Origin of the sequence: Streptomyces longisporoflavus, assembly GCF_014649775.1 — a bacterium.
Taxonomy (GTDB): Bacteria; Actinomycetota; Actinomycetes; order Streptomycetales; family Streptomycetaceae; genus Streptomyces; species Streptomyces longisporoflavus.
Genome location: NZ_BMTR01000023.1, coordinates 43558 through 61832 on the forward strand (window position 1 = coordinate 43558; position 18275 = coordinate 61832).

Annotated in this window: 18 protein-coding genes and 2 pseudogenes; 3 read left to right on the forward strand and 17 right to left on the reverse strand. The window is 70.5% G+C overall.

Translation table 11 applies throughout. The annotated features are described in order from the left end of the window. Positions 1–127 precede the first annotated feature (127 nt). Both IE226_RS34150 and IE226_RS34155 read right to left on the reverse strand, forming a co-directional pair. Positions 128–700 (reverse strand): hypothetical protein, encoded by a 573-nt coding sequence (locus IE226_RS34150; protein WP_190085333.1) that lies wholly within the window; start codon positions 698–700, stop codon positions 128–130. Positions 701–1194: 494 nt separating this feature from the next. Continuing rightward, positions 1195–1614, reverse strand: a complete 420-nt coding sequence (locus IE226_RS34155; RefSeq protein WP_190085334.1) for a hypothetical protein — start codon at positions 1612–1614, stop codon at positions 1195–1197. 353 nt (positions 1615–1967) lie between these two features. On the opposite strand from IE226_RS34155, the gene IE226_RS34160 reads away from it, so the two are divergent. Further along, positions 1968–2114, forward strand: coding sequence for a hypothetical protein (locus IE226_RS34160; protein WP_190085335.1), 147 nt, complete (start codon positions 1968–1970; stop codon positions 2112–2114). Positions 2115–2585: 471 nt separating this feature from the next. Here the strand turns inward: IE226_RS34160 and IE226_RS34165 are convergent, their stop codons facing one another. The 3 genes and pseudogenes from IE226_RS34165 to IE226_RS44310 all read right to left on the reverse strand — a co-directional run. Next, positions 2586–2849, reverse strand: coding sequence for a hypothetical protein (locus IE226_RS34165; protein WP_190085336.1), 264 nt, complete (start codon positions 2847–2849; stop codon positions 2586–2588). Continuing rightward, positions 2846–3151 (reverse strand): hypothetical protein, encoded by a 306-nt coding sequence (locus IE226_RS34170; protein ID WP_190085337.1) that lies wholly within the window; start codon positions 3149–3151, stop codon positions 2846–2848. Before IE226_RS34170 ends, IE226_RS34165 begins: the two co-directional genes overlap by 4 nt. Positions 3152–3756: 605 nt before the next feature. Next, positions 3757–4229: pseudogene (locus tag IE226_RS44310) on the reverse strand (helix-turn-helix domain-containing protein); the annotation flags it as partial. Positions 4230–4591: 362 nt separating this feature from the next. Between IE226_RS44310 and IE226_RS44320 the strand changes: the two are divergent. Next, positions 4592–4915, forward strand: a pseudogene (locus IE226_RS44320) (transposase family protein); the annotation flags it as partial. Positions 4916–4993: 78 nt separating this feature from the next. Here the strand turns inward: IE226_RS44320 and IE226_RS34180 are convergent. The 10 genes from IE226_RS34180 to IE226_RS34225 form a co-directional block, all read right to left on the reverse strand. Then, positions 4994–5848 (reverse strand): alpha/beta fold hydrolase, encoded by an 855-nt coding sequence (locus IE226_RS34180; RefSeq protein ID WP_190085338.1) that lies wholly within the window; start codon positions 5846–5848, stop codon positions 4994–4996. Next, entirely contained in the window at positions 5845–6858 is a 1014-nt protein-coding gene (gene dmpG / locus IE226_RS34185) for a 4-hydroxy-2-oxovalerate aldolase (RefSeq protein WP_190085339.1), read from the reverse strand. Before dmpG ends, IE226_RS34180 begins: the two co-directional genes overlap by 4 nt. Beyond that, on the reverse strand, positions 6855–7811 hold the full coding sequence (locus IE226_RS34190; RefSeq protein WP_190085340.1) for an acetaldehyde dehydrogenase (acetylating): 957 nt from the start codon (positions 7809–7811) through the stop codon (positions 6855–6857). The genes dmpG and IE226_RS34190 overlap by 4 nt, the downstream gene beginning before the upstream one ends. Continuing rightward, the gene (locus IE226_RS34195) at positions 7808–8617 is read right to left on the reverse strand and encodes a 2-keto-4-pentenoate hydratase (RefSeq protein ID WP_190085341.1); all 810 of its coding nucleotides are present in this window, start codon (positions 8615–8617) and stop codon (positions 7808–7810) included. The genes IE226_RS34190 and IE226_RS34195 overlap by 4 nt, the downstream gene beginning before the upstream one ends. After that, a complete protein-coding gene (gene fdxA, locus IE226_RS34200; RefSeq protein ID WP_190085342.1) occupies positions 8614–8934 on the reverse strand; it encodes a ferredoxin in 321 nt (106 codons plus the stop codon). Before fdxA ends, IE226_RS34195 begins: the two co-directional genes overlap by 4 nt. Positions 8935–8941: 7 nt before the next feature. After that, the gene (locus tag IE226_RS34205) at positions 8942–9970 is read right to left on the reverse strand and encodes an NAD(P)/FAD-dependent oxidoreductase (protein WP_190085343.1); all 1029 of its coding nucleotides are present in this window, start codon (positions 9968–9970) and stop codon (positions 8942–8944) included. A gap of 143 nt (positions 9971–10113) precedes the next feature. Next, entirely contained in the window at positions 10114–10929 is an 816-nt protein-coding gene (locus IE226_RS34210; protein WP_190085344.1) for an IclR family transcriptional regulator, read from the reverse strand. Next, entirely contained in the window at positions 10926–11885 is a 960-nt protein-coding gene (locus tag IE226_RS34215) for a DODA-type extradiol aromatic ring-opening family dioxygenase (RefSeq protein WP_190085345.1), read from the reverse strand. Before IE226_RS34215 ends, IE226_RS34210 begins: the two co-directional genes overlap by 4 nt. Next, positions 11882–13237, reverse strand: coding sequence for a M20 family metallopeptidase (locus IE226_RS34220; RefSeq protein WP_190085346.1), 1356 nt, complete (start codon positions 13235–13237; stop codon positions 11882–11884). Before IE226_RS34220 ends, IE226_RS34215 begins: the two co-directional genes overlap by 4 nt. 114 nt (positions 13238–13351) lie before the next feature. Then, positions 13352–14584, reverse strand: a complete 1233-nt coding sequence (locus IE226_RS34225; protein ID WP_190085347.1) for an aromatic ring-hydroxylating oxygenase subunit alpha — start codon at positions 14582–14584, stop codon at positions 13352–13354. Positions 14585–14746: 162 nt separating this feature from the next. On the opposite strand from IE226_RS34225, the gene IE226_RS34230 reads away from it, so the two are divergent. Further along, positions 14747–16255: an AMP-binding protein gene (locus tag IE226_RS34230; RefSeq protein WP_190085348.1), complete on the forward strand. Its 1509-nt coding sequence runs from the start codon at positions 14747–14749 to the stop codon at positions 16253–16255. Between the two features lie 208 nt (positions 16256–16463). On the opposite strand, the gene IE226_RS34235 is transcribed toward IE226_RS34230, so the two are convergent. Both IE226_RS34235 and IE226_RS34240 read right to left on the reverse strand, forming a co-directional pair. Further along, the gene (locus IE226_RS34235; protein ID WP_190085349.1) at positions 16464–17411 is read right to left on the reverse strand and encodes an alcohol dehydrogenase catalytic domain-containing protein; all 948 of its coding nucleotides are present in this window, start codon (positions 17409–17411) and stop codon (positions 16464–16466) included. Further along, entirely contained in the window at positions 17411–18265 is an 855-nt protein-coding gene (locus IE226_RS34240; RefSeq protein ID WP_190085350.1) for an alpha/beta fold hydrolase, read from the reverse strand. The genes IE226_RS34235 and IE226_RS34240 overlap by 1 nt, the downstream gene beginning before the upstream one ends. Positions 18266–18275 lie beyond the last annotated feature (10 nt).

Sequence of the window (18275 nt, forward strand, 5' to 3'; positions counted from 1 at the left end):
TCAGATGCGGCGCGGCGCGGGTCGACGCAGCCGCCGCACGGCCCGGCCAGGTCGAAATCGTCGGCCCGGCAGCCCTGTCCGCTCATGCGGGGCGGGCCCATCGACGGAAAGGACGGCATCCGCAGCGTCAGCTGCTCCCCGCGCAGGGGGCAGGATTCCGGCCGTCGTCGGACAAGATCGACCGCGCTTCGTGGGTGAAAGATCGCACGGAATGGGCGAACGCCAGGCCTACGGAAGCGAGGTTGTCGCGCGCTGCGGCCACTGCCTCGGTGTCGTTGCCGTCCTGCGCACGGGCGGCGAGTCGCAGCGGGCGGATGCTCTTGTGCGCGAGGTCAATGACTTCCCGGGCTGGGGCGACGATGCTGTCGGGTCCTTCGAGCATGACTTCGATGCCGATGTGATCGAGCCGCTCGACCTCTGTGTGCAGCGCGTTCAGGTCGTACGCATCGCTGATGCTGTACCGGCCGAGTTCCCGGTCCACGAGCCGCGTCTGGGCGATGAAGGCCGTGTACACACGGCGCCGCGGCTCCCGGAGCTCTCGCGTGTGCTCGAAACGGAGCTGCCGACGAGCCTGCTCTTCCTGGACCTGGGACTGCCGCTGCACGGTGCGGGCGTTCCACCAGCCGGTGACGAAGCCCGCAGCGCCCGTTCCTGCTGCTCCGACCACGGCACCGAGCACGGCGGCAAGTCCTGCATCCATGACAGGGAGCCTGTCAGAACACGCGGACCAGGGGAGTCGACAGCCGATCAGTCAAACGACCCTGCACCTGCGCAACCGGGCCAACGCCATTCACAGGTTCAAGGTGCTGCACGCGGAGCAGTACGGCCACCGGGGACTGCCTGACCTTCGGGTTGAAAACATCCCGAGACTGGTGCCGGTGGCGAGGAAATGCCTCGCGGCACGGTTCCTGTAGGCAGATCCAGGCGCCCGCTCCGCTGCGCGGCACGGGCAGCGGAGCGGCGGACCGGAGTGCTGCGGGCATCGGCCAGTTGATCCGCGTCAACGGAGCAGCCTGTTTTTGCCCGTTGCCCCGCCATAAGTTCGCGTAGCGACCGTGCGTGTCCTTCACGCCAGCCTGCGCTGACGGGCGACCACTGTACGGCCGTTGATGTGCGCGCGCTGGACAGCGTTTGAGTGAAACATCCGGCCGCACATCCCTGGGGTGCGGAATACCCCCACGCTGGTGGGGAGGGTCAGACCTTGCAGAATCCTGACGCCGTCAACGCCTCGTTGATCTTTGCGCCTTGGGCCTCGGTCGTCGTCACATCCTTGTAGGTGAAGCGCTGCGCCGCCGTCCAGTCCAGACGCTTCGCCTTGCCGTTGATCGCCCCGCATTGGTTACGCGCGGCATCGACGGCCTTGTCCTCATGGCGGACCACGTCCGGCGCCGCGGCTGCCAGGGCCCGCAAAAGCTTGGCGCGCTCGGCGGCCGCGGGCTCAGGAGGAAGGCCGGCCGATTGTGCGGCCGCTTCCTTCTGCTTCTGTGTCGGTTCCGAGGCAGTACTGCTCGGCTTGGCCTCCGGCTTGCTGTCGGCGTCTCCGTCACTGGCCGAGCAGGCAGTGAGCGCCAGCGCGGCCGCGATGAGTAGCGCGGCCGCGGTGCGGTGGTTCATGGTCCCCCCAGGGATTGTATTGGAGGGGACATCATGCCCTTTGTGCGCGGCCTGGGGGCTGTGGCACGGGCCTTCGACCCTTGCGGGCGGTCCCAGGGGCCCCGCCGAGCCGGATGCCGCAGCCGACCTGTGCGCGGGCGGGGTGATGCTGTACGAAGTGGTGGAGGGCGAGCCGCTCTCCCGCGCCTGCGCCGGCGCGCTCGGCCCCGCCTGCCGACGAACCCTACCGGCTTCCAAGCCCAGACTGCTCTCGTCGATCAGGATGCAGTTCTCGGCGAGGGGCGGACGTCGGGGCTGGACGGGCGCCAGGATCGTACGTATCGCGGCCAGAGCTCATCCTCCACGGTGCCGCCATGGAACGCTGGGGCGGGCACTCCCTTCCGGACGCGTGGCTGCTTGCGGAGTACGTTTGCTACCACGAGGACGGCGGCGAGGTGCGGGTCACCACGGCAGAAGGGCGCCCGCTCTCGATGGTCTGCGGGAGGGACAGCCCGAACTGACGCCGATGACCGCCAGTGCCCGGCGCTGCTGTTCGCGTGTCGAAACCTCTTCGTCTGGCCCCAGCAGGTCGTCGACGGAGTCTTGTGGCGGGATGACTCCGGCGGCTTCGATGAGGTGGACGCTCACGCAAAGGTGGCGTTCGGAGACGGCTACGGAACACCCCCACGCTGGTTGGGAGGACGCCATCTTCCACAGCTCGACCCACTCACCGAACGGAATACCCCCACGGACGCGGGGGTATTCCGCCCCTTCCCCTTTCAGTGGCGGACAGCGGGGCATATGCGCGGGGCGCGGTGCATGAGGGGGCGCATGGAGCCATGGTGTCCGGCATGGGGACTGCTTCGTGCGCGGCATTCATCCGGCGGTGGCTGCTTGGCGAGGAGCCGTAGGGGTGGAGTGGGCCACGGCCGACGTCCGCACACGCGAAAGCGCCCGCTCCGGAGCGTTCCGGGCGGGGGCTTTACTGTGTGTCACTCGCAGAGTGGGTCGTAGATCCGTACGACGGTGACGGTGACCTCGGTGGCATTCAGGGTGATCACGACGATGAGGCGGGCGAGTCCGGCGGTCCGCATGCGGACCGGGCTGTCCGGGACTTCGAGACCGTAGGGATCAGTGACCTGTTCGGCCTCGGCAGGGAGCCGGTCAAAGAGGGCTATGAGCTCGGCCTGGTCGCTCAGCGACAGGTCGGTGATCTGGCGCCGGATGCTGGGCGGGACGATGAGCTCGTAGGTCACGCCGCGTTAGTCTGCCGCTCCTGCACGTTGGCGCGCAGCTGGTTGAGGAAGTCTCCGGTGCCGCCGTCATCGGCGTACTCGGCCGGTAGCTGACCGTCGTGTTTCCTGGCGTACTCCAGGACGGCTTCCAGGTCGGGAACCACGTCGTCGCGCCACTGTTCGACGAAGCGCTGCCAGCGGGCGAGCACGTTCGGCAGGTCGGGCAGCGGGGTGAGGTTCACCGCGCGCAGGAAGTTCTGCCGGGTGTCCGCATTTGGAATGGTGTGCGCGATGGCGTCGATGGTCCACGGCTGGTCGGTCATGCCGTCCTCCCGGTCGGAAAAATCACGGGTCGTGATTCCAGGTTGACACTAGGACCATACCGCCCGGCCGGGCGGGCGGGCGGCCGGTTGCGTGACCGGGCGGATGGGGCGCCGTTGTCCCGGTACGGATGTTGATGACGGCCGCACCGCTGTCTGCGGCGATTTGTGGCGGGCGGAGCGCATGCACTCCAGGCCCTCGTCGGACCGGGATGAGCACAGAACGGTGGCGGTCATGACGGCTCCTTGCGGTCGCGGCGGATGCCGCGGATGGCGATGGCTGCGGCGGTGACGGCGGCAGCCGCCCACGCCCGGGCCGCCCAGACGACGGCGGTCATGACAGGCGTCAGGCGGCGGGCTCCTCGGCGGGCGGCAGGTCGATGTCGTGCTGTGGCCGGACGCGGCCAGACGGAGCGCTGAGAGCTGGATGGGGCTGAGCGGCATGCCGAGTCAGCTGGGGCTTCTCACGGCGCCATCCGCACGTAGTCGGCGCCGATTTCGATGCGCAGCCGGACGCAGCCGTTGATGTCGCGGAGTCCGCCGCTGACCGCTTCTTTGATCTTGTGGAGGCGCTCGGGGCGTCTGCCGGGGCCGTCGATGCTGTCGTCGAAGTCCGGATCGCGGGAGGTCTTCCAGGTCTTCAGCCGTTGAAAGGAGACGCCTTCCGCGCGGAGCAGGATGCGCAGGCCCTCGTGGCTGATGCCGTCGACCACCCCCTCCGAGACCAGGAAGTCCGCAGGCTTGGTCAGACTCCAGGTGGAAAACGGCAGGTCGTGCTCGGCCGGTTTGAACTTCGCGATCTTCTTGATCTCACGGAGCCCGGGCAGCGTGAACGTCCCGGGGCGGCCGCCGGAGTACTTCGGATACTGCGAGCCGAAACCGTCGGTGTTGAAGTTGTGGATCACGTGTGGGACCCGTCAGCGCTGGTGAACGACACCTCGGCGATCCTCTCCACCGGCATGCCCTGCGCGGACAGCAGCACCATCTGCGCCCGCCGCCAGGCCACCACCGACCCGGTGCCCCCGGGAACGATGCACAGCAGCCGTTGCCCTTCGTCGTCATCGATCTCACGAACTCGCACGTATGGGCGGCGATCCTGCTGACCCGGGCCTGCACCGGCCCGGGTCAGCAGGTCCTCGACCGCCGCCGCAATGGCGTCCTCGTCGGTGGTGTCCGCTCCCCGCGCGGCCAGTAGTGACCGTGCATGGCGCCAGGTGAAATCTGCGAACGGGGCCGGACTTTCCTGTGACTCGGGGGTGCTTTTGGCGCCTCATCGTCGGCGCTGCGACGGGCCTCGCCGCGCGACGTCCGGCGAGGCGAGTCCTGCCGCATTCGGCCGGTCTCGGATGCCTGTCGAGGGCTGCTCGCCAGAGGGTCGTCTGCTCGGCTGGTGCGTCGGACGTCGGAGATGCCGTGGCCAGGCGGACGCGTCTTTTGTTGTTCATGGCGCGGAGCCACCGACGCTCCCGACGGCCGAACCATCCCGCCTTGTGCCACGTGACCGGGCAACTGGGCGCGCGGCGCGGCGAGATCGGTACTCGATGGCGACGCCTGCCATCCGGACGCCAGGCTCTGTTCGCCCTGGCTCATCTGCGGTGCGGTGACACCTGCGCCCGGCCCGCCGCCGGGTTCGGGATCGGCATCGCGACGGTCCACACCGTCAGGAAGAAGACCTTCGTGGTCCTGCACGGCACCCTCCTGCCGAACGACCTGAGCGCCGTCGACACCCCGTACCACTCCGGGGAACACAAACGGCACGGTATGAACGTCCCCACCCGGGGCCAATCTCAGCGTGCGGTGGTCTTCCAGACGGTGGCCTCCGAGACTTGGCTGCCTGTGGCGATCTCAGCCGTGTTCGGCGTGGGCATCGGCATCGAAATGACCCTGGGCCGAGGAGGAGTCCCCCACCCAGGCGAGGACCGTACGTGCGAACTCCTCCGGCACCTGCTCCGGCGCCGCCACATGCCCATGGGACAGCACTCTGGTCTCGCAACCGAGCGCGGCCGCGAACTTCGCCAGGGAGGGGAGCGAGAAGTGGTCGTCCGGTGCGCAGACGGCGAGCGTGCGCGCGGTGATGTGCGGCAGGCGGGGTTCCATGGCGTAGCGGCGCAGCGACTCGTGGCCCTCCTCGACGCGGTCGAGGACGGTCAGCGCGTCGATGACGTACCGGGTCAGGGCCGCCTCCTCGCCCGGCTGGTAGAAACCGCGCCGTCTGTCCCACAGCTCGCGCAGGTGCGAGCCGTCGGGCCGCGGCTCTACGTGGTCCACGCGGCCGTGACCGCCGACTCCGCCGCGTTTCGCGTCGTCGACGAACGCCGTCGCCGACAGGAGCAGGCTCGCCACCCGGTTTTGGTGACGGGCCGCTACCTCGACGGCGATCACCCCGCCGGTGTGGTGTCCGACGAGATGGAAGCGGTCGAGGCCGAGCGCATCGACCAGGTCGCCGACGCCGTCCGCGAACCGCTCGACGGTGTGCGGCCCCTCGGGCTTCGCGGAGGCGCCGTAGCCGAGGGTGTCCATGGCGATCGCCCGGTACCGGGATCCGACGAGGGGGAGGACGTCCAGGTATTCGGTCCAGGAGCGGGGCGTCTGGTGGAGGAGGAGCACGGGTTCGCCGTCGCCGGCCTCCACGTAGTGCAACTGGCCGAAGCGGCTGGGTACATAGCCCTTGCGGGGGGTGGCCGTCTCGGTCGGGGTCACGCGGTACCTCGTCCCGCCAGGTCGAGGGCGATGTCCGTGATCATGTCCTCCTGGCCGCCGACCATGCCGCGCCGCCCGACCTCGACGAGGATGGTGCGGGTGTCCAGACCGTAGCGGTCGGCTGCCGCCTCCGCGTGGCGCAGGAAGCTGGAGTACACCCCCGCGTACCCGAGGCTGAGCGTCTCCCGGTCGACCCGCACCTCGCGGTCCTGGAGCGGTCGTACGAGATCGTCGGCGGCGTCCATCAGCGGGAACAGGTCGCAGTTGTGATTCCAGCCCATCAGGTCGGCGACGGCGACGAACGCTTCGAGGGGGCAGTTGCCCGCGCCCGCGCCCTGTCCTGCCAGTGAGGCGTCGACGCGGGTGACGCCCTCCTCGACGGCCACGACCGTGTTGGCGACGCCGAGCGCGAGGTTGTGGTGGGCGTGGATGCCCAGTTCGGTGGCGGGGTCGAGGACGTCACGGTAGGCACGGAACCGACTCCGTACGCCGTCCATGGTGAGGCGGCCGCCGGAGTCGGTGACGTAGACGCAGTGCGCGCCGTAGGACTCCATCAGCTTGGCCTGACGGGCGAGTTCGGCGGGCTCGGCCATGTGGGACATCATCAGGAACCCGGCGACGTCCACGCCCAACTCCCGCGCAGCGGCGATGTGTTGAGCGGCGATGTCGGCCTCGGTGCAGTGTGTGGCGATGCGTACCGAGCGGATGCCGAGCGCGTGCGCCTGCTTGAGGTCGTGGAGGGTGCCGATGCCGGGGAGCAGGAGCGTGGTGGGGATGGCCGTGGTCGTGGCGTCGACGACGGCCTCGATCCACTCCCAGTCGGTGTGTGCGCCGACGCCGTAGTTGACGCTGGAGCCCGCGAGTCCGTCGCCGTGCGCGATCTCGATGGCCGCGACTCCGGCGGCGTCGAGGGCGGCGGCGATGGAGCGGGCCTGGCCGGTGGTGTAGCGGTGGCGGACGGCGTGCATGCCGTCCCGCAGGGTCACGTCCTGGACGTACAGGCTCGTCACTTGGCCGCCTCCTTTGAAGCAGTCGCGTGGTGGGCGGCCATGCGCTCGGCGGTGCGCAGCGCGGCCGACGTCATGATGTCGAGGTTCCCGGCGTAGGCAGGCAAGTAGTGGGCGGCTCCCTCGACTTCGAGAAAGACGGAGACCTTGAGCGCCTCGCCCGTCCCGGAAGGGGTGAGCGCGTGCAGTGGGTCGCCGGGGCGGACCGTCTCGTACTGCACCTTCTGCTTGAGGCGGTATCCGGGCACGTACGCCTGGACGCGGCCGACCATCTCCTCGACGGAGGCGGTGATCGCCTGCTCGTCGCTGCCGGAGACGACGCAGTGCACGGTGTCCCGCATGATCAGCGGGGGTTCGGCCGGGTTGAGGACGATGATCGCCTTGCCGCGCGCGGCGCCACCGACCTGCTCGATGGCGGCGGAGGTCGTCTCGGTGAACTCGTCGATGTTGGCGCGAGTGCCGGGGCCCGCCGAGCGCGAGGAGATGGAGGCGACGATCTCGCCGTAGTGGACTGGGGTGACCGCGCAGACCGCCGCGACGATCGGAATGGTGGCCTGGCCGCCGCAGGTGACCATGTTGACGTTCGGGGCGGCGAGGTGGGCGTCGCCGTTCACCGGCGGGACGACGTACGGGCCGACGGCCGCCGGGGTCAGGTCGATCAGGGTGCGGCCGAGGGGACGCAGGACGTCCTCGTGGTGGCGGTGGGCACCGGCCGACGTCGCGTCGAAGACGATCTCGACGTCCTCGAACTCCGCCATTTGCACGAGCCCTTCGACGCCCTCGTGGGTCGTGGCGACCTTCAGACGGCGGGCGCGGGCCAGGCCGTCGGAGTCCGGGTCGATGCCGGCCATGACGGCGGTCTCCAGCGATTCGGACAGCCGGAGGATCTTGATCATCAGGTCGGTGCCGATGTTGCCGGAGCCGATGACGGCGACCTTGGTGCGTGTCGTACTCATGCGGTGTGTCCCTCCTGTGGCGCGAACTGCACGCTGATACGGCCCAGTTGACTGATGCGGGCCTCGAAGCGGTCGCCGGGTGCGGCGACCGCCATGGGCCCGAGCGCCCCGGTGAGCACGACGTCCCCGGCGCGCAGCGGATCCCCCGCAGCGGCGAGCGTGGAGGCGAGCCAGGCGGCGGCGTTGAGCGGCCCGCCGAGACAGTCGGCGCCCGTGCCCTCGGACACCGGGTCGGCCGAGCCGTCGCGCGTCATCGTCATCCGTACGGCGCGTAGGTCGAGGCCCGAGAGCGGTACGGGCGTGCCGCCGAGGACGTACATGCCGCTGGAGGCGTTGTCGGCGACGGTGTCGACGATGGTGATGTCCCAGTCGGCGTTGCGGCTGTCCACGATCTCCAGCGCGGCGAGCGCGAAGTTACTCGCCCGGATCACGTCGGCGACGGTGCACTCGCGGTGCGGCAGATCCGCGCCGAGGACGAGCGCGACCTCCGCCTCGACCTTCGGCTGGATGAGCCGCCCGGCCGGCACGGTGCCGCCGTCGGGGACGGCCATGTCGGCGAAGAGTGTGCCGAAGTCCGGCTGACTGACACCGAGTTGGGCCTGTACGGCGGGGGAGGTGAGGCCGATCTTGCGTCCGGCGATACGGCGTCCGGCGGCCAGTCCGCGTTCTACGTTGACGCGCTGGACGGCGTACGCGGCGTCGAGGTCGCCCTCCGGGAGCAGGGAGCGTACGGAAGGGCAGGGCTCACCCGCGCGCTCGGCGGCCAGGAGTACGTCCGCCGCCTTCGTGACATCGGCGGCGCTCATCGGGCGCTCACCAGCTCCGTGTCGACGCCGACCGGGCCGAGCGGTGTCGCCCCGCCGGGGGAGCCGAGCGCGGCGTCGCGGCCGGGCAGGACCTCCGTGAAGAAGCGCCGGTTGTCCTTGCGGAAGTCGGGGTCCGCCTTGCGGTCGACGGTGATCGCCTGTTCCGGGCACGCGACTTCGCAGGCGCCGCAGTCGATGCACTCCATCGGGTTGATGTAGAGCTTGCGCTCGCCCTCGTAGATGCAGTCGACCGGGCACTCCTCCATGCAGGACCGGTCCATGATGTCGACGCAGGACGCGCCGATGACGTACGCCATGGTGGGATCAGTGCTCCTTCTCGGTGGAGTGCCCGGGGAACAGGGCCGCCTCCGGGTCGATGACGGTGGCCGCGTTGTTCACGGCGGTGGCGGCCTCACCGAAGCCGACCGAGATGAGGCGGACCTTGCCGGGGTAGTCGGTGATGTCGCCCGCGGCGAACACCCGGGGCAGGTTCGTCGCCATGTGGGTATCGACGGTGATCTTCCGGGCCTGGAGGTCCAGCCCCCAGTGCTTGAGCGGGCCGAGGTCGGCGAGGAAGCCGAGCGCGGCGACGACGGTTCCAGCGGGGATGACCCGGGTCTCCTTCGTCGTACGGTGCCGGAGTTCGGCCTGCTCCACACGGTCGGCGCCGATGAGCCGGCTCACCTCGCTGTCGGTGACGATCTCCACGCCGAGCGTGCGGACCTTCTCGACGGACGCCGTGTGGGCTCGGAAGCGGGCCGTGCGGTGGACGAGGGTGACCGAGCGGGCGATGGGGGCGAGCAGCGCCGCCCAGTCGAAGGCGCTGTCACCGCCGCCGACCACGACCACGTCCCGGCCCTCGTGCACGGAAGGGTCCGGCACGAAGTACTCCAGGCCCCGCCCGAGGAACTCCTCCCCGGCGGGCAGCGGGCGCGGCGTGAACGTCCCCACGCCGCCCGTGATGACGACGGCCCTGGCCCGCACCGTCGCGCCCTGGTCGCTGCGGACGACGGGCAGCCCTGCCTCGTCGTACGACAGTTGGGCGGCCCGGTGGCCCAGGAGGTAGCACGGGGAGTACGGCTCGGCCTGCGCGACGAGACCGTCGACCAGGTCGCGGCCGCGCACGGACAGGAACCCGGCGATGTCGAAGATCGGCTTCTCGGGGTACATCGCGCTGATCTGCCCCCCGAGCTGCGGCAGGACGTCCATCACGGTGACGCCCAGGCCGCGGAACCCGGCGTAGTACGCGCCGTAGAGGCCCGCCGGACCGGCGCCGATGAGCAGGACGTCGGTGGTCAGGATCCCGGTGTCGTCGGTGCTCAAGGCGCCCGTTTCGTCGGTGAGTTGGCTCATGCTCGTGAGCGTAGGAACGCGGGGGCGGTTCTCCCTACGGAGTCGTTCCGGTGACCGGGACGGGGCGCGGAGGATGCGCGGACCTGAACGCGGCGAGGGGCCCACCGACCGGTGGACCCCTTCGTATGCGCGTGCGTACCGGCTCAAGCCAGTGACCGCCCGATCCCCAGCGCCGCCGTCCGCAGCGCCGTCGCGTGCCCTGCTGCGTCCATCCGGTACGTGGGCGCCGTGATGGACAGCGCGCCCACGAGCGTGGTGCCCCCGGTGAACACCGGGACGGCCAGACTCGCGTAACCCAGCCTGATCTCCTCGGACTCCAGGGCGATGCCCTCCTCCCGGATCCGGTCGAGCTGGGCGCGGAGCCGTCCGGGTGAGACCACGGTGTGCCGGGTCAGCGGCTTGAGGCCGCCGCGGACCACGTCGACGAAGAGCGACGGCGGGGAGTGCGCGAGGATCGCCTTGCCGGTGCCCGTGCAGTACAGGGGAAGCCGGCCCGCGATCCGGGACTCGGCGTTCAGCCCGCGGTGCGGGAAGATCTTGTCGAGGTAGACGACGTCCAGGCTGTCGTGGATGGCGAAGTGGATCGTCTCCCGGGTGATCAGGAGCAGATCCTCCATGTACGGCTGCACGGCCTCGCGCAGGATCCGCTGCCGGTGCACCCGCTGCCCCAGCTCGAACAGGCGCAGGCCGAGCCGGTAGTCACAGCCCTCCCGCTCCAACAGCCCCCAGGTGACGAGCTCTTGGGCCAGCCGGTGCACCGTTGCCTTGGCCGCCCCCGACCGCCGCACCAGCTCCGCGAGGGAGAGGGCGGCGTCGTCGGAGGTGAAGGCCTCCAGGATCGGACGGACTTTCCCCAAAACGGAGTTCATGGGGTCGGAGCCGACATCCGGTTCCGGCTCGGCGCCGCGAGCGGAAAGCACGAACCCGTGCGGCGCCGTGGCGTCGGCCGGCGCCTTCATGCCGACTGCCCCACGTCCACGGCGGCCGGGTCGATGACCGCGACGCCCATCCCGGTGAGCCACTCGGGCATCGGCTCGTAGGCGAGGCGCCGGGCGGGGGCGTGATCCAAGGCGGCGGCCATCATCAACCAAGTCCGCAGCTCCTGCGCGCCGTTGCCGGCGGCCTCCTCCAACTCCTCGCTCGTATACGAGGTGAGATGGTGTGCTTCGCCGCGTTCGAGGAGTCCCAGGAACTCATTGTCGAACTCCGGGGTGAGGGACGCCTCGGCGGCCCGGATGATCTCGCGGCGGCGGGCGTCGTAGTCCTGCCAGTTGTTGCGGCCGTCGAGCCAGGCGCCGACCATGAACTCCTCGTCGTCGCCGTGCGGTTCGCGCCAGTCCGGCCACGGCAGCCGGTGTGAAAGGCCGCCCGAACCGACGACCGCGACCCGCCGCTCGCCGGGAAAGGCGAGCACCGCCTCACGGATGCCGCGCCCCAACTCCTCGCAGCGGGCGAGGGTCGGCAGCGGATGGGCGAAGACGTTCACCACCAGCGGCACGATCTCGACGCCGAGGCCGTCGAGCAGGTACTGGATGGCGTGCGACTGCCCGTGGTCGATCTGGAGTCGCGCGGAGAACGCCGGGTCGAACCGGCCGCTCTCCACCAGCGAGTCGGCGATGTGCTGCGCGAGCGGCACGTCCACCGGCTGCGGGCCCTTCGGCGTCCCGGACTCACCGCTCGCGATGCACTCCCCGACGCCGAGCGTGAACGGCGGGATCAGGTCGAGCCAGAACCCGCGGAAGTGGTTCGAGCCGATCAGGACGACGGTGTCGGGCCGGGTCCGGGCCAGTTCGTCACGGGCCGCGCCGAGCGCGTCACGGAACCGTTCGGCACGGTCTTTGTGGAGGGTCTCCTCCCAGTGCGTGTTCATCAGCGTGCTGTGGGAGGCCCCCACGCCTAGCACGATCTCGCTCATGCCGTTGCTCCTTCCGGCTCCGCGGCGGGCTCGCACTCCCCGCGGGAACGGGTGACGGTGTCGACCGCCGTACGGATCAGGTGGCGGGTCAGCTTCTGCATCTCCTTCACGGAGACGGTGTTCATGCCGCGCGCGAAGTCGATGTCGAAGGGCGCCTCGGCCACCTTCGGCATGCCGACGCGGACGGTCGGGATGCCGCGCCCGCGCAGGATGTTCGCGTCGGTGGCGCCGCTGTTGCCGCGCGCGGCCTCGTGCGGACGCCCTTCGATGGCCTCCCACCCGGCGACGGCGCTGCGGAACACCCAGCTCTCCCGGCTGGTCGACGTCCCGGGAATGGCGAGGATCATCTCCACGGTGGCGTCGAGATCCGGCATGGAGTCCTTCAACTCAGCTATCGCGGCGGAGAATTCACGCTTCACCCGCATCGGCGTCGTCTCCGGGGCGATCCGCAGGTCGACGCGGAGGGTGCAGGCCGCCGTGGTCACGGCCGCCATGCGCGGCCAGCCGCCGCGCACCGACGACACGATGCCCTGCGGCGCGACGGTCCCGCCCGTGTGCCGCTTCGCGTACTCGGCGAACCAGTCCTCCAGGTGCCGTACGACCTCACCGGCGCGGGCGATCGCGTTGTCGTACGGGAGCCGGTGCCGCGAGCCCACGTACGTATGCGTCCCGTGCACGGTCACCTCGAACCAGACCAGGCCGACCTCGTCCCACGACACGGTCCACCCCGGCTTGGCAATGACCGCGTAGTCCGTCCACACGCCCTGCTCAAGCAGGAACGAACAGCCCTGGCCTTGACCGGTGTTGAGCCGATCGCTGCCCGGCCGGGCGTTGGTCGGCATGCCGCCGGCGCCGAACGCGGCCACCAGATCACCGGTCAGCGGCACCCCGGCGAGCGCGATCGCCTCGGCGGCCATCATCACGCAGGCCGCGTGCCCCTTCGGGTTGGAGGCGCCGAGGCCGGTGACGAGGTCGTCGTAGACGGTGGCCTCGGGGCGCATGTCCTCGCGCAGCTTCGGCCCGATCCACGGCACGTCCTCGCTCTCCTCGCCCACGGTGAGCGTGTCGATGGGCGCGTACAACATCAGATCGGGGCCTGTGCCGTCGCCTTCGAGGCGGGCCCAGGCGTTGGCCTGCCGCGCGTCGACCGGCTGACAGGCCGCGCGCAGACCGACCGAGGCGAGGGTCCCGGCGATGTGCTCGGCGAGCGGCCGCTCGTCACCGGTCGGGCTGGGGATGCCGACGAGCCCCACGAGCAGCTCGCGCAGCCGCTCGTCGGTGACGTGCCGCCACGCCTCCGACACCCAGGCCCGCCGCTGCGGGTCGAGACCGGCCAGTCCGTCGCCGCTCACTGGTTGATCCGGTGGACCTGGGTCATGGTCGTCTCCGCGATCCGCTTCTTCGCGCGGGGGAGTGTCACCGCGACGGCGACACCGAGCAGGATCTTGAACAGCGTGCGGGCCATGTCAGGCCTCCGTTTCGGTGAGGTCCGTGCCGGGGCCGGTGACTCCGGCGGCGGCGAGCTTCTTGCCGTACTCCTCCTCGCTGAGATTGCGCCAGGAGGTCAGTGACACATCGGGGCGGTAGAGCTTCTCCGGAGGCGCGTCGGTCACGTCGACCATCCAGGCGTCCTGCCCGGAGAACTGCCCGTGGAACAACCAGCGCACGGCGCCCAGGTACTTGGCGTAGAAGCGGAGCGTCTCCCAGCCCTGCGTGAAGTTGACCATCACACCGACGTACTGGTGGTTGTCGGCATCGGCCGGTACGTAGAACTCGTAATGAATGAAATTCGGGTACGCGATCCGCAGCACACCCGGCATCGACAGGGACGCGAAGCCGGGGAACTCCTGGGCCTCGATCACCGGGTCGACGGTGTCCACCTTGCCCGTGTTGCCGAGGTTGAACGTCTCCTTGGGCGGCTGCTTCTTCCACCACCGCTTGTTCGACCAGCGGCCCACGCCCGGGAAGTCGGCCTCCCAGTGGACCTCGTCCTGGACGCGGAAGATCCAGCGGCCCTGCGGCACGATCCGGGTGATGTTCCACGTCGGCATCGGCTTGAACAGGCGCCAGAGGGCCGTGCGGTGCAGGTACTTGGCGTGTCCCTCGTCGAAGCCGTTCTCGCAGGCGAAGCGCCAGTTGCCGCCGCGCGGCTCGATACGGCCGCCCATCACGAACGCGTTCGACACCAGCTCCTCGGGAAGCTGCTCGTCGATCGGGTGCGGCTCCTCGTCGGCGACCGGGATGTACACCCAGACCATGCCGATGCGCTCCTCGACGGCGTACGTCCGCACGCCGAGCTTGCCCGTGAGGCGGCAGCCGGGACCGTCGGTGATGACCGCGGAGAGCTTGCCGGTCGGCAGGTCGAAGGTCCAGCCGTGGTACGGGCAGCTCACGGTGCCGGGGAACTGCTGGTTGCCCTCTGACAGGGGGACGCCGCGGTGCGGGCAGCGGTTGTGCAGCGCGTACACCTTTCCGCTGTCGCGGATCAGCGTGATCTTCTCGCCGCAGAGTGTGAACGGTTTCGGGTCGTCCGTGATGTGGCTCGACCAGGTGACCGGGTACCAATAGCCGCGGAAACCGGATGCCGCCGCGTCGTAGTGGGGCCAGGACGACCAGTCCTGCCGGCCGAGCTTGTCCGATGACTTCCTTGCGGCGGCGGATTTCTTCAGGGCGGCGGGGGGTCGTTCGCTCGTCGTCATCTCGTCGTGGCCTCCTGCTCCAGTGGGTGTGCCGCACGAGCATCCGGCGCGGGGCGAGCGCCGCCTATGAACCTGTTCCGGTGAACGGACCGTGGCCAGCGGTGGACCGGTCAGCGAACCAGAGCCCTTGAGCGGGCGGAGGCGGCCGGACAGCATCCGTCCATGAACGGCATGACGGTCCCCGGCCTGGTCGAAGCGGCGGCGACACGGCACGGCGAGCGGGTCTTCCTCACCGTCGACGGGACGACGCGCACCTACGCGCAGGCGCGCGAGGCCGCCGCCACCATGGCGGGCGCGCTGGCGGCCCGCGGCTGCCGCCCCGGCGACCGGGTCGCCGCGCTGCTCCCCAACCGGGTCGAACTCGTCGACCTGGTCCTCGGCTGCGCGTGGCTCGGCGCGGTCGTGGTGCCGCTCAACACAGCACTGCACGGCAGGCTGCTGCGCCACGCACTGGGAGTCTGCGAGCCGCAGTTCGTCTACGTGGACGAGGAGCTGGCCGGGCGTGTGAGGGAGTTGGGGTGCGGGGGAGAGGTGTGGGTGACGGGTACGCGCCAGGCTCCGGCCCCCTGGGTGGTGGAGGCGCTCGACCCGCACCCGTCCCGCCCCGGCGACACGGCCGCGATCCTCTTCACGTCCGGCACCACGGGCCCCTCGCGCGGGGTGCGCTGCCCGCACGCCCAGTTCGTCTGGTGGGGCCGGAACGTGGCCGACTCCCTGCGCCTGACCGCCGACGACACCCTCTACACCTGCCTCCCCCTCTTCCACACCAACGCCCTCAACACGCTCGCGCAGGCGATGACGGTGGGCGCCTCGGTGGTCGTGGACCGGCGCTTCTCCGCGTCGCGGCATTGGGCGCGGGCCGCCGAGACGGGCGCCACGTGCGTGTACGTACTGGGCGCCATGGTGCCGATGCTGCTCGCGCAGCCACCCGGGCCGGGTGACCGGGCGCACGGGGCGTGGCGCGGCCTTGGGCCCGGCACGCCCGGGGCGCTGTGGGAGACGTTCCGCGACCGGTTCGGGGTGACGCTCGTCGACGGATTCGGCTCGACGGAGACCAACCTCGTCATCGGGTCCGTGCCGGAGGAGTGCCGTTCCGGATACATGGGGACGGTGCGGGACGGGTTCGAGGCGCGGGTCGTGGAGGCGGACCTGTCGGACGTGCCGGACGGGACGCCGGGCGAACTCATCGTCCGCACGACCCGCGAACACGCCCTCGCGACAGGGTATGTGGGGGAGGGTGCCCCCGAGCCGGGCTCCTGGCGGCGCACCGGGGACCGTGTCGTCCGTGAGCCCGACGGCTGGTTCCGTTTCGTCGACCGGGTCAAGGACCGCATCCGGCGCCGCGGCGAGAACATCTCCTCGTACGAGGTGGAGACCGCGCTCCGAGCCCACCCTGACGTCGCCGAAGCCGCCGCGTTCCCGGTCCCCTCGGAACTGGCGGAGGACGAAGTGATGGTGGCGGTCGTGCCATGCGCCGGCCGCTCGCTCGATCCCGCGGAGGTGGCGCGGCACTGCGCGGGGGAGTTGCCTGGGTTCGCGGTGCCGCGGTTTGTGGATGTGGTGGGGGAGCTGCCGCTCACGGAGACGGGGAAGGTGCGGAAGTCTCTGTTGCGGGAGCGGGGGGTGACAGGGGGTACGTGGGACCGGCTGCGCCGTAGCTCCGCTGGTTGAGCGGTTCGGTGCGGGTTGAGCGCGGCTGGTCGCGCCCCGCGGCGAGGCCGGTGATGACACAGCCCCGCACCCCTGAAGGCTCGCGGCTCGGCCGCTTGCCCGCAGCGATGAGATGCCGCACCGAAGGTGCGCATCTCAAGGCGCGGGGAACTGCGCGACCAGCCCCCACCGAACCCGCAGTCGGCAATGGACGCGCAGTCCCGAGACGTCACCCGGGCAACAGAACAGCCCGGCCCCGCACTCGCCCGCCCCGCAGAGCGCCAAGCGCCTCAGCCGCCTCCGCGAGGCCGAACTCCTCCACCGCCAGCGTCAGGTCACCCTCGGACAGGCGCCGGGCCAGGTCACCGGAGACCTCCCGGGCCCGCCGCTCCTGGCGGATCATGTTCACCGGCAATAGCGCCACCTCGTCCAGGAGCCAGCTCGGCAGATCCAGCTCGACCCGGGGCCCGGCGACGTACCCGATGACGACGGCACGCCCGCCCCGCCGCACCCACCGACTCCGCCCCACAAGCCGGGTCCCGCCGAGCGTGTCGACGAGCAGCGACGCCGAACGTTCCCGCGCCAAGCCCTCCGCGTCGTCCAGCGTCACGGCCTCCACGCCCTTCGGCACATCGGCCAACTGGTCCATGCGCCCGACCACACCGGTGACCCGCGCCCCCGCGGTCAACGCCTGCTGTGCCACCATCGCGCCCACCGCGCCGGCCGCCCCCACCACGATGACATCTTCGTCCTCCCCGAGGCGGGCGACATCGTGCAGCGCCACGTACGCCGTCGTCGCAGGGACGAAGAAGCTCGCCGCCACGGCCGGGGCGAGCGGCGCCTCAAGCACCGTGACCGCCTTGCGCTTCACGCTGACCCGTTCCGCCCACGTACCGTCACGCAGCAGCCCGAGCCCGCCGCCGCGCAGCACGACCTGCGTGCCCGGCGCGAGCCCGGAGTCGGCGTCGGCCTCCAGAACCGTGCCCGCCCCCTCGACCCCGCCGACGTACGGCAGCGACGGCTTCAGCTCGAACTCGCCCGAGGCGACGGTGACGTCGAGGTGCGAAACGCCGCCCGCCGTGACCTGGACGAGGACCTCGCCCGACGCACGGACCGGCTCGGGCACCTCGTCCAGGACCGGAGCCGCGCCCCATTCATGGAACCGTACGGCCCTCATCAGCCGGCGGCCTTGCCGATGAACTCGAGGCTGAGCGCGTTGTAGAGGTCGGCCTTCTCATGCTGCGGCCAGTGCCCGCAGTCCTCGAACAGCTCAAGCCGCGAGCCGGGGATGCCCTCGTGCAACGCCTTCGCCTCGGGCACGTCGCCGAACGGGTTCTTGCGGCCCCACACCACCAGCGTCGGCTGGGTGATCTGCGCCTGCTGCTCGGGGGTCAGCAGGTTGCGCAGGCGCGTCTCCATCTCCTGGAGGTTGAGGAGGTTGTCGACGCCCGCGACGAATTCCGGTGTGTGGTAGATCGCGTGCCGGACCTCGACCAGTTCCTCGGTCGCGGAGGACTCGTCGGCCATGAGCAGGCGCAGCCGCTTACGGGTGGGCTCGATGTCTGCGGAGGTGACGGCGTTCCTGGTGCTGGTCTTCAGCCGTTCCATGATCTCCGGGTTGGCCACCGTGCCGCCGGAGCAAAGGAGTTGGAGGCTACGGACCCGCTCGGGGTGCTCGATGGCGGCGCGCGCGCCGACCCAGCCGCCGAGCGACTCGCCGACGATGTGGACGCTGTCGACCCCGACGGCGTCCAGGTAGTCGATGAGGTGGGCGACGTAGTCCGCGATCTCGTACGGCCGGTCGGGCTTGCCGGTGTAGCCGTGGCCGAGCATGTCGATGGCGTGCAGGTCGTAGGCGGCGTGCGCGGTGATGTTGCGCGCGAAGGCCTCCAGGTGACCGCTGGTGCCGTGCAGGAAGACGACGGCCTGCGCGTTCGGGTCACCGGCGCGCAGGGTGCGGGTGGGCACGCCGGCGGCGTCGACGTACTCGACGCGGAAGGGGGTGGGGCTGATCTCGGTCCAAATGCTCATGTGCGTTACT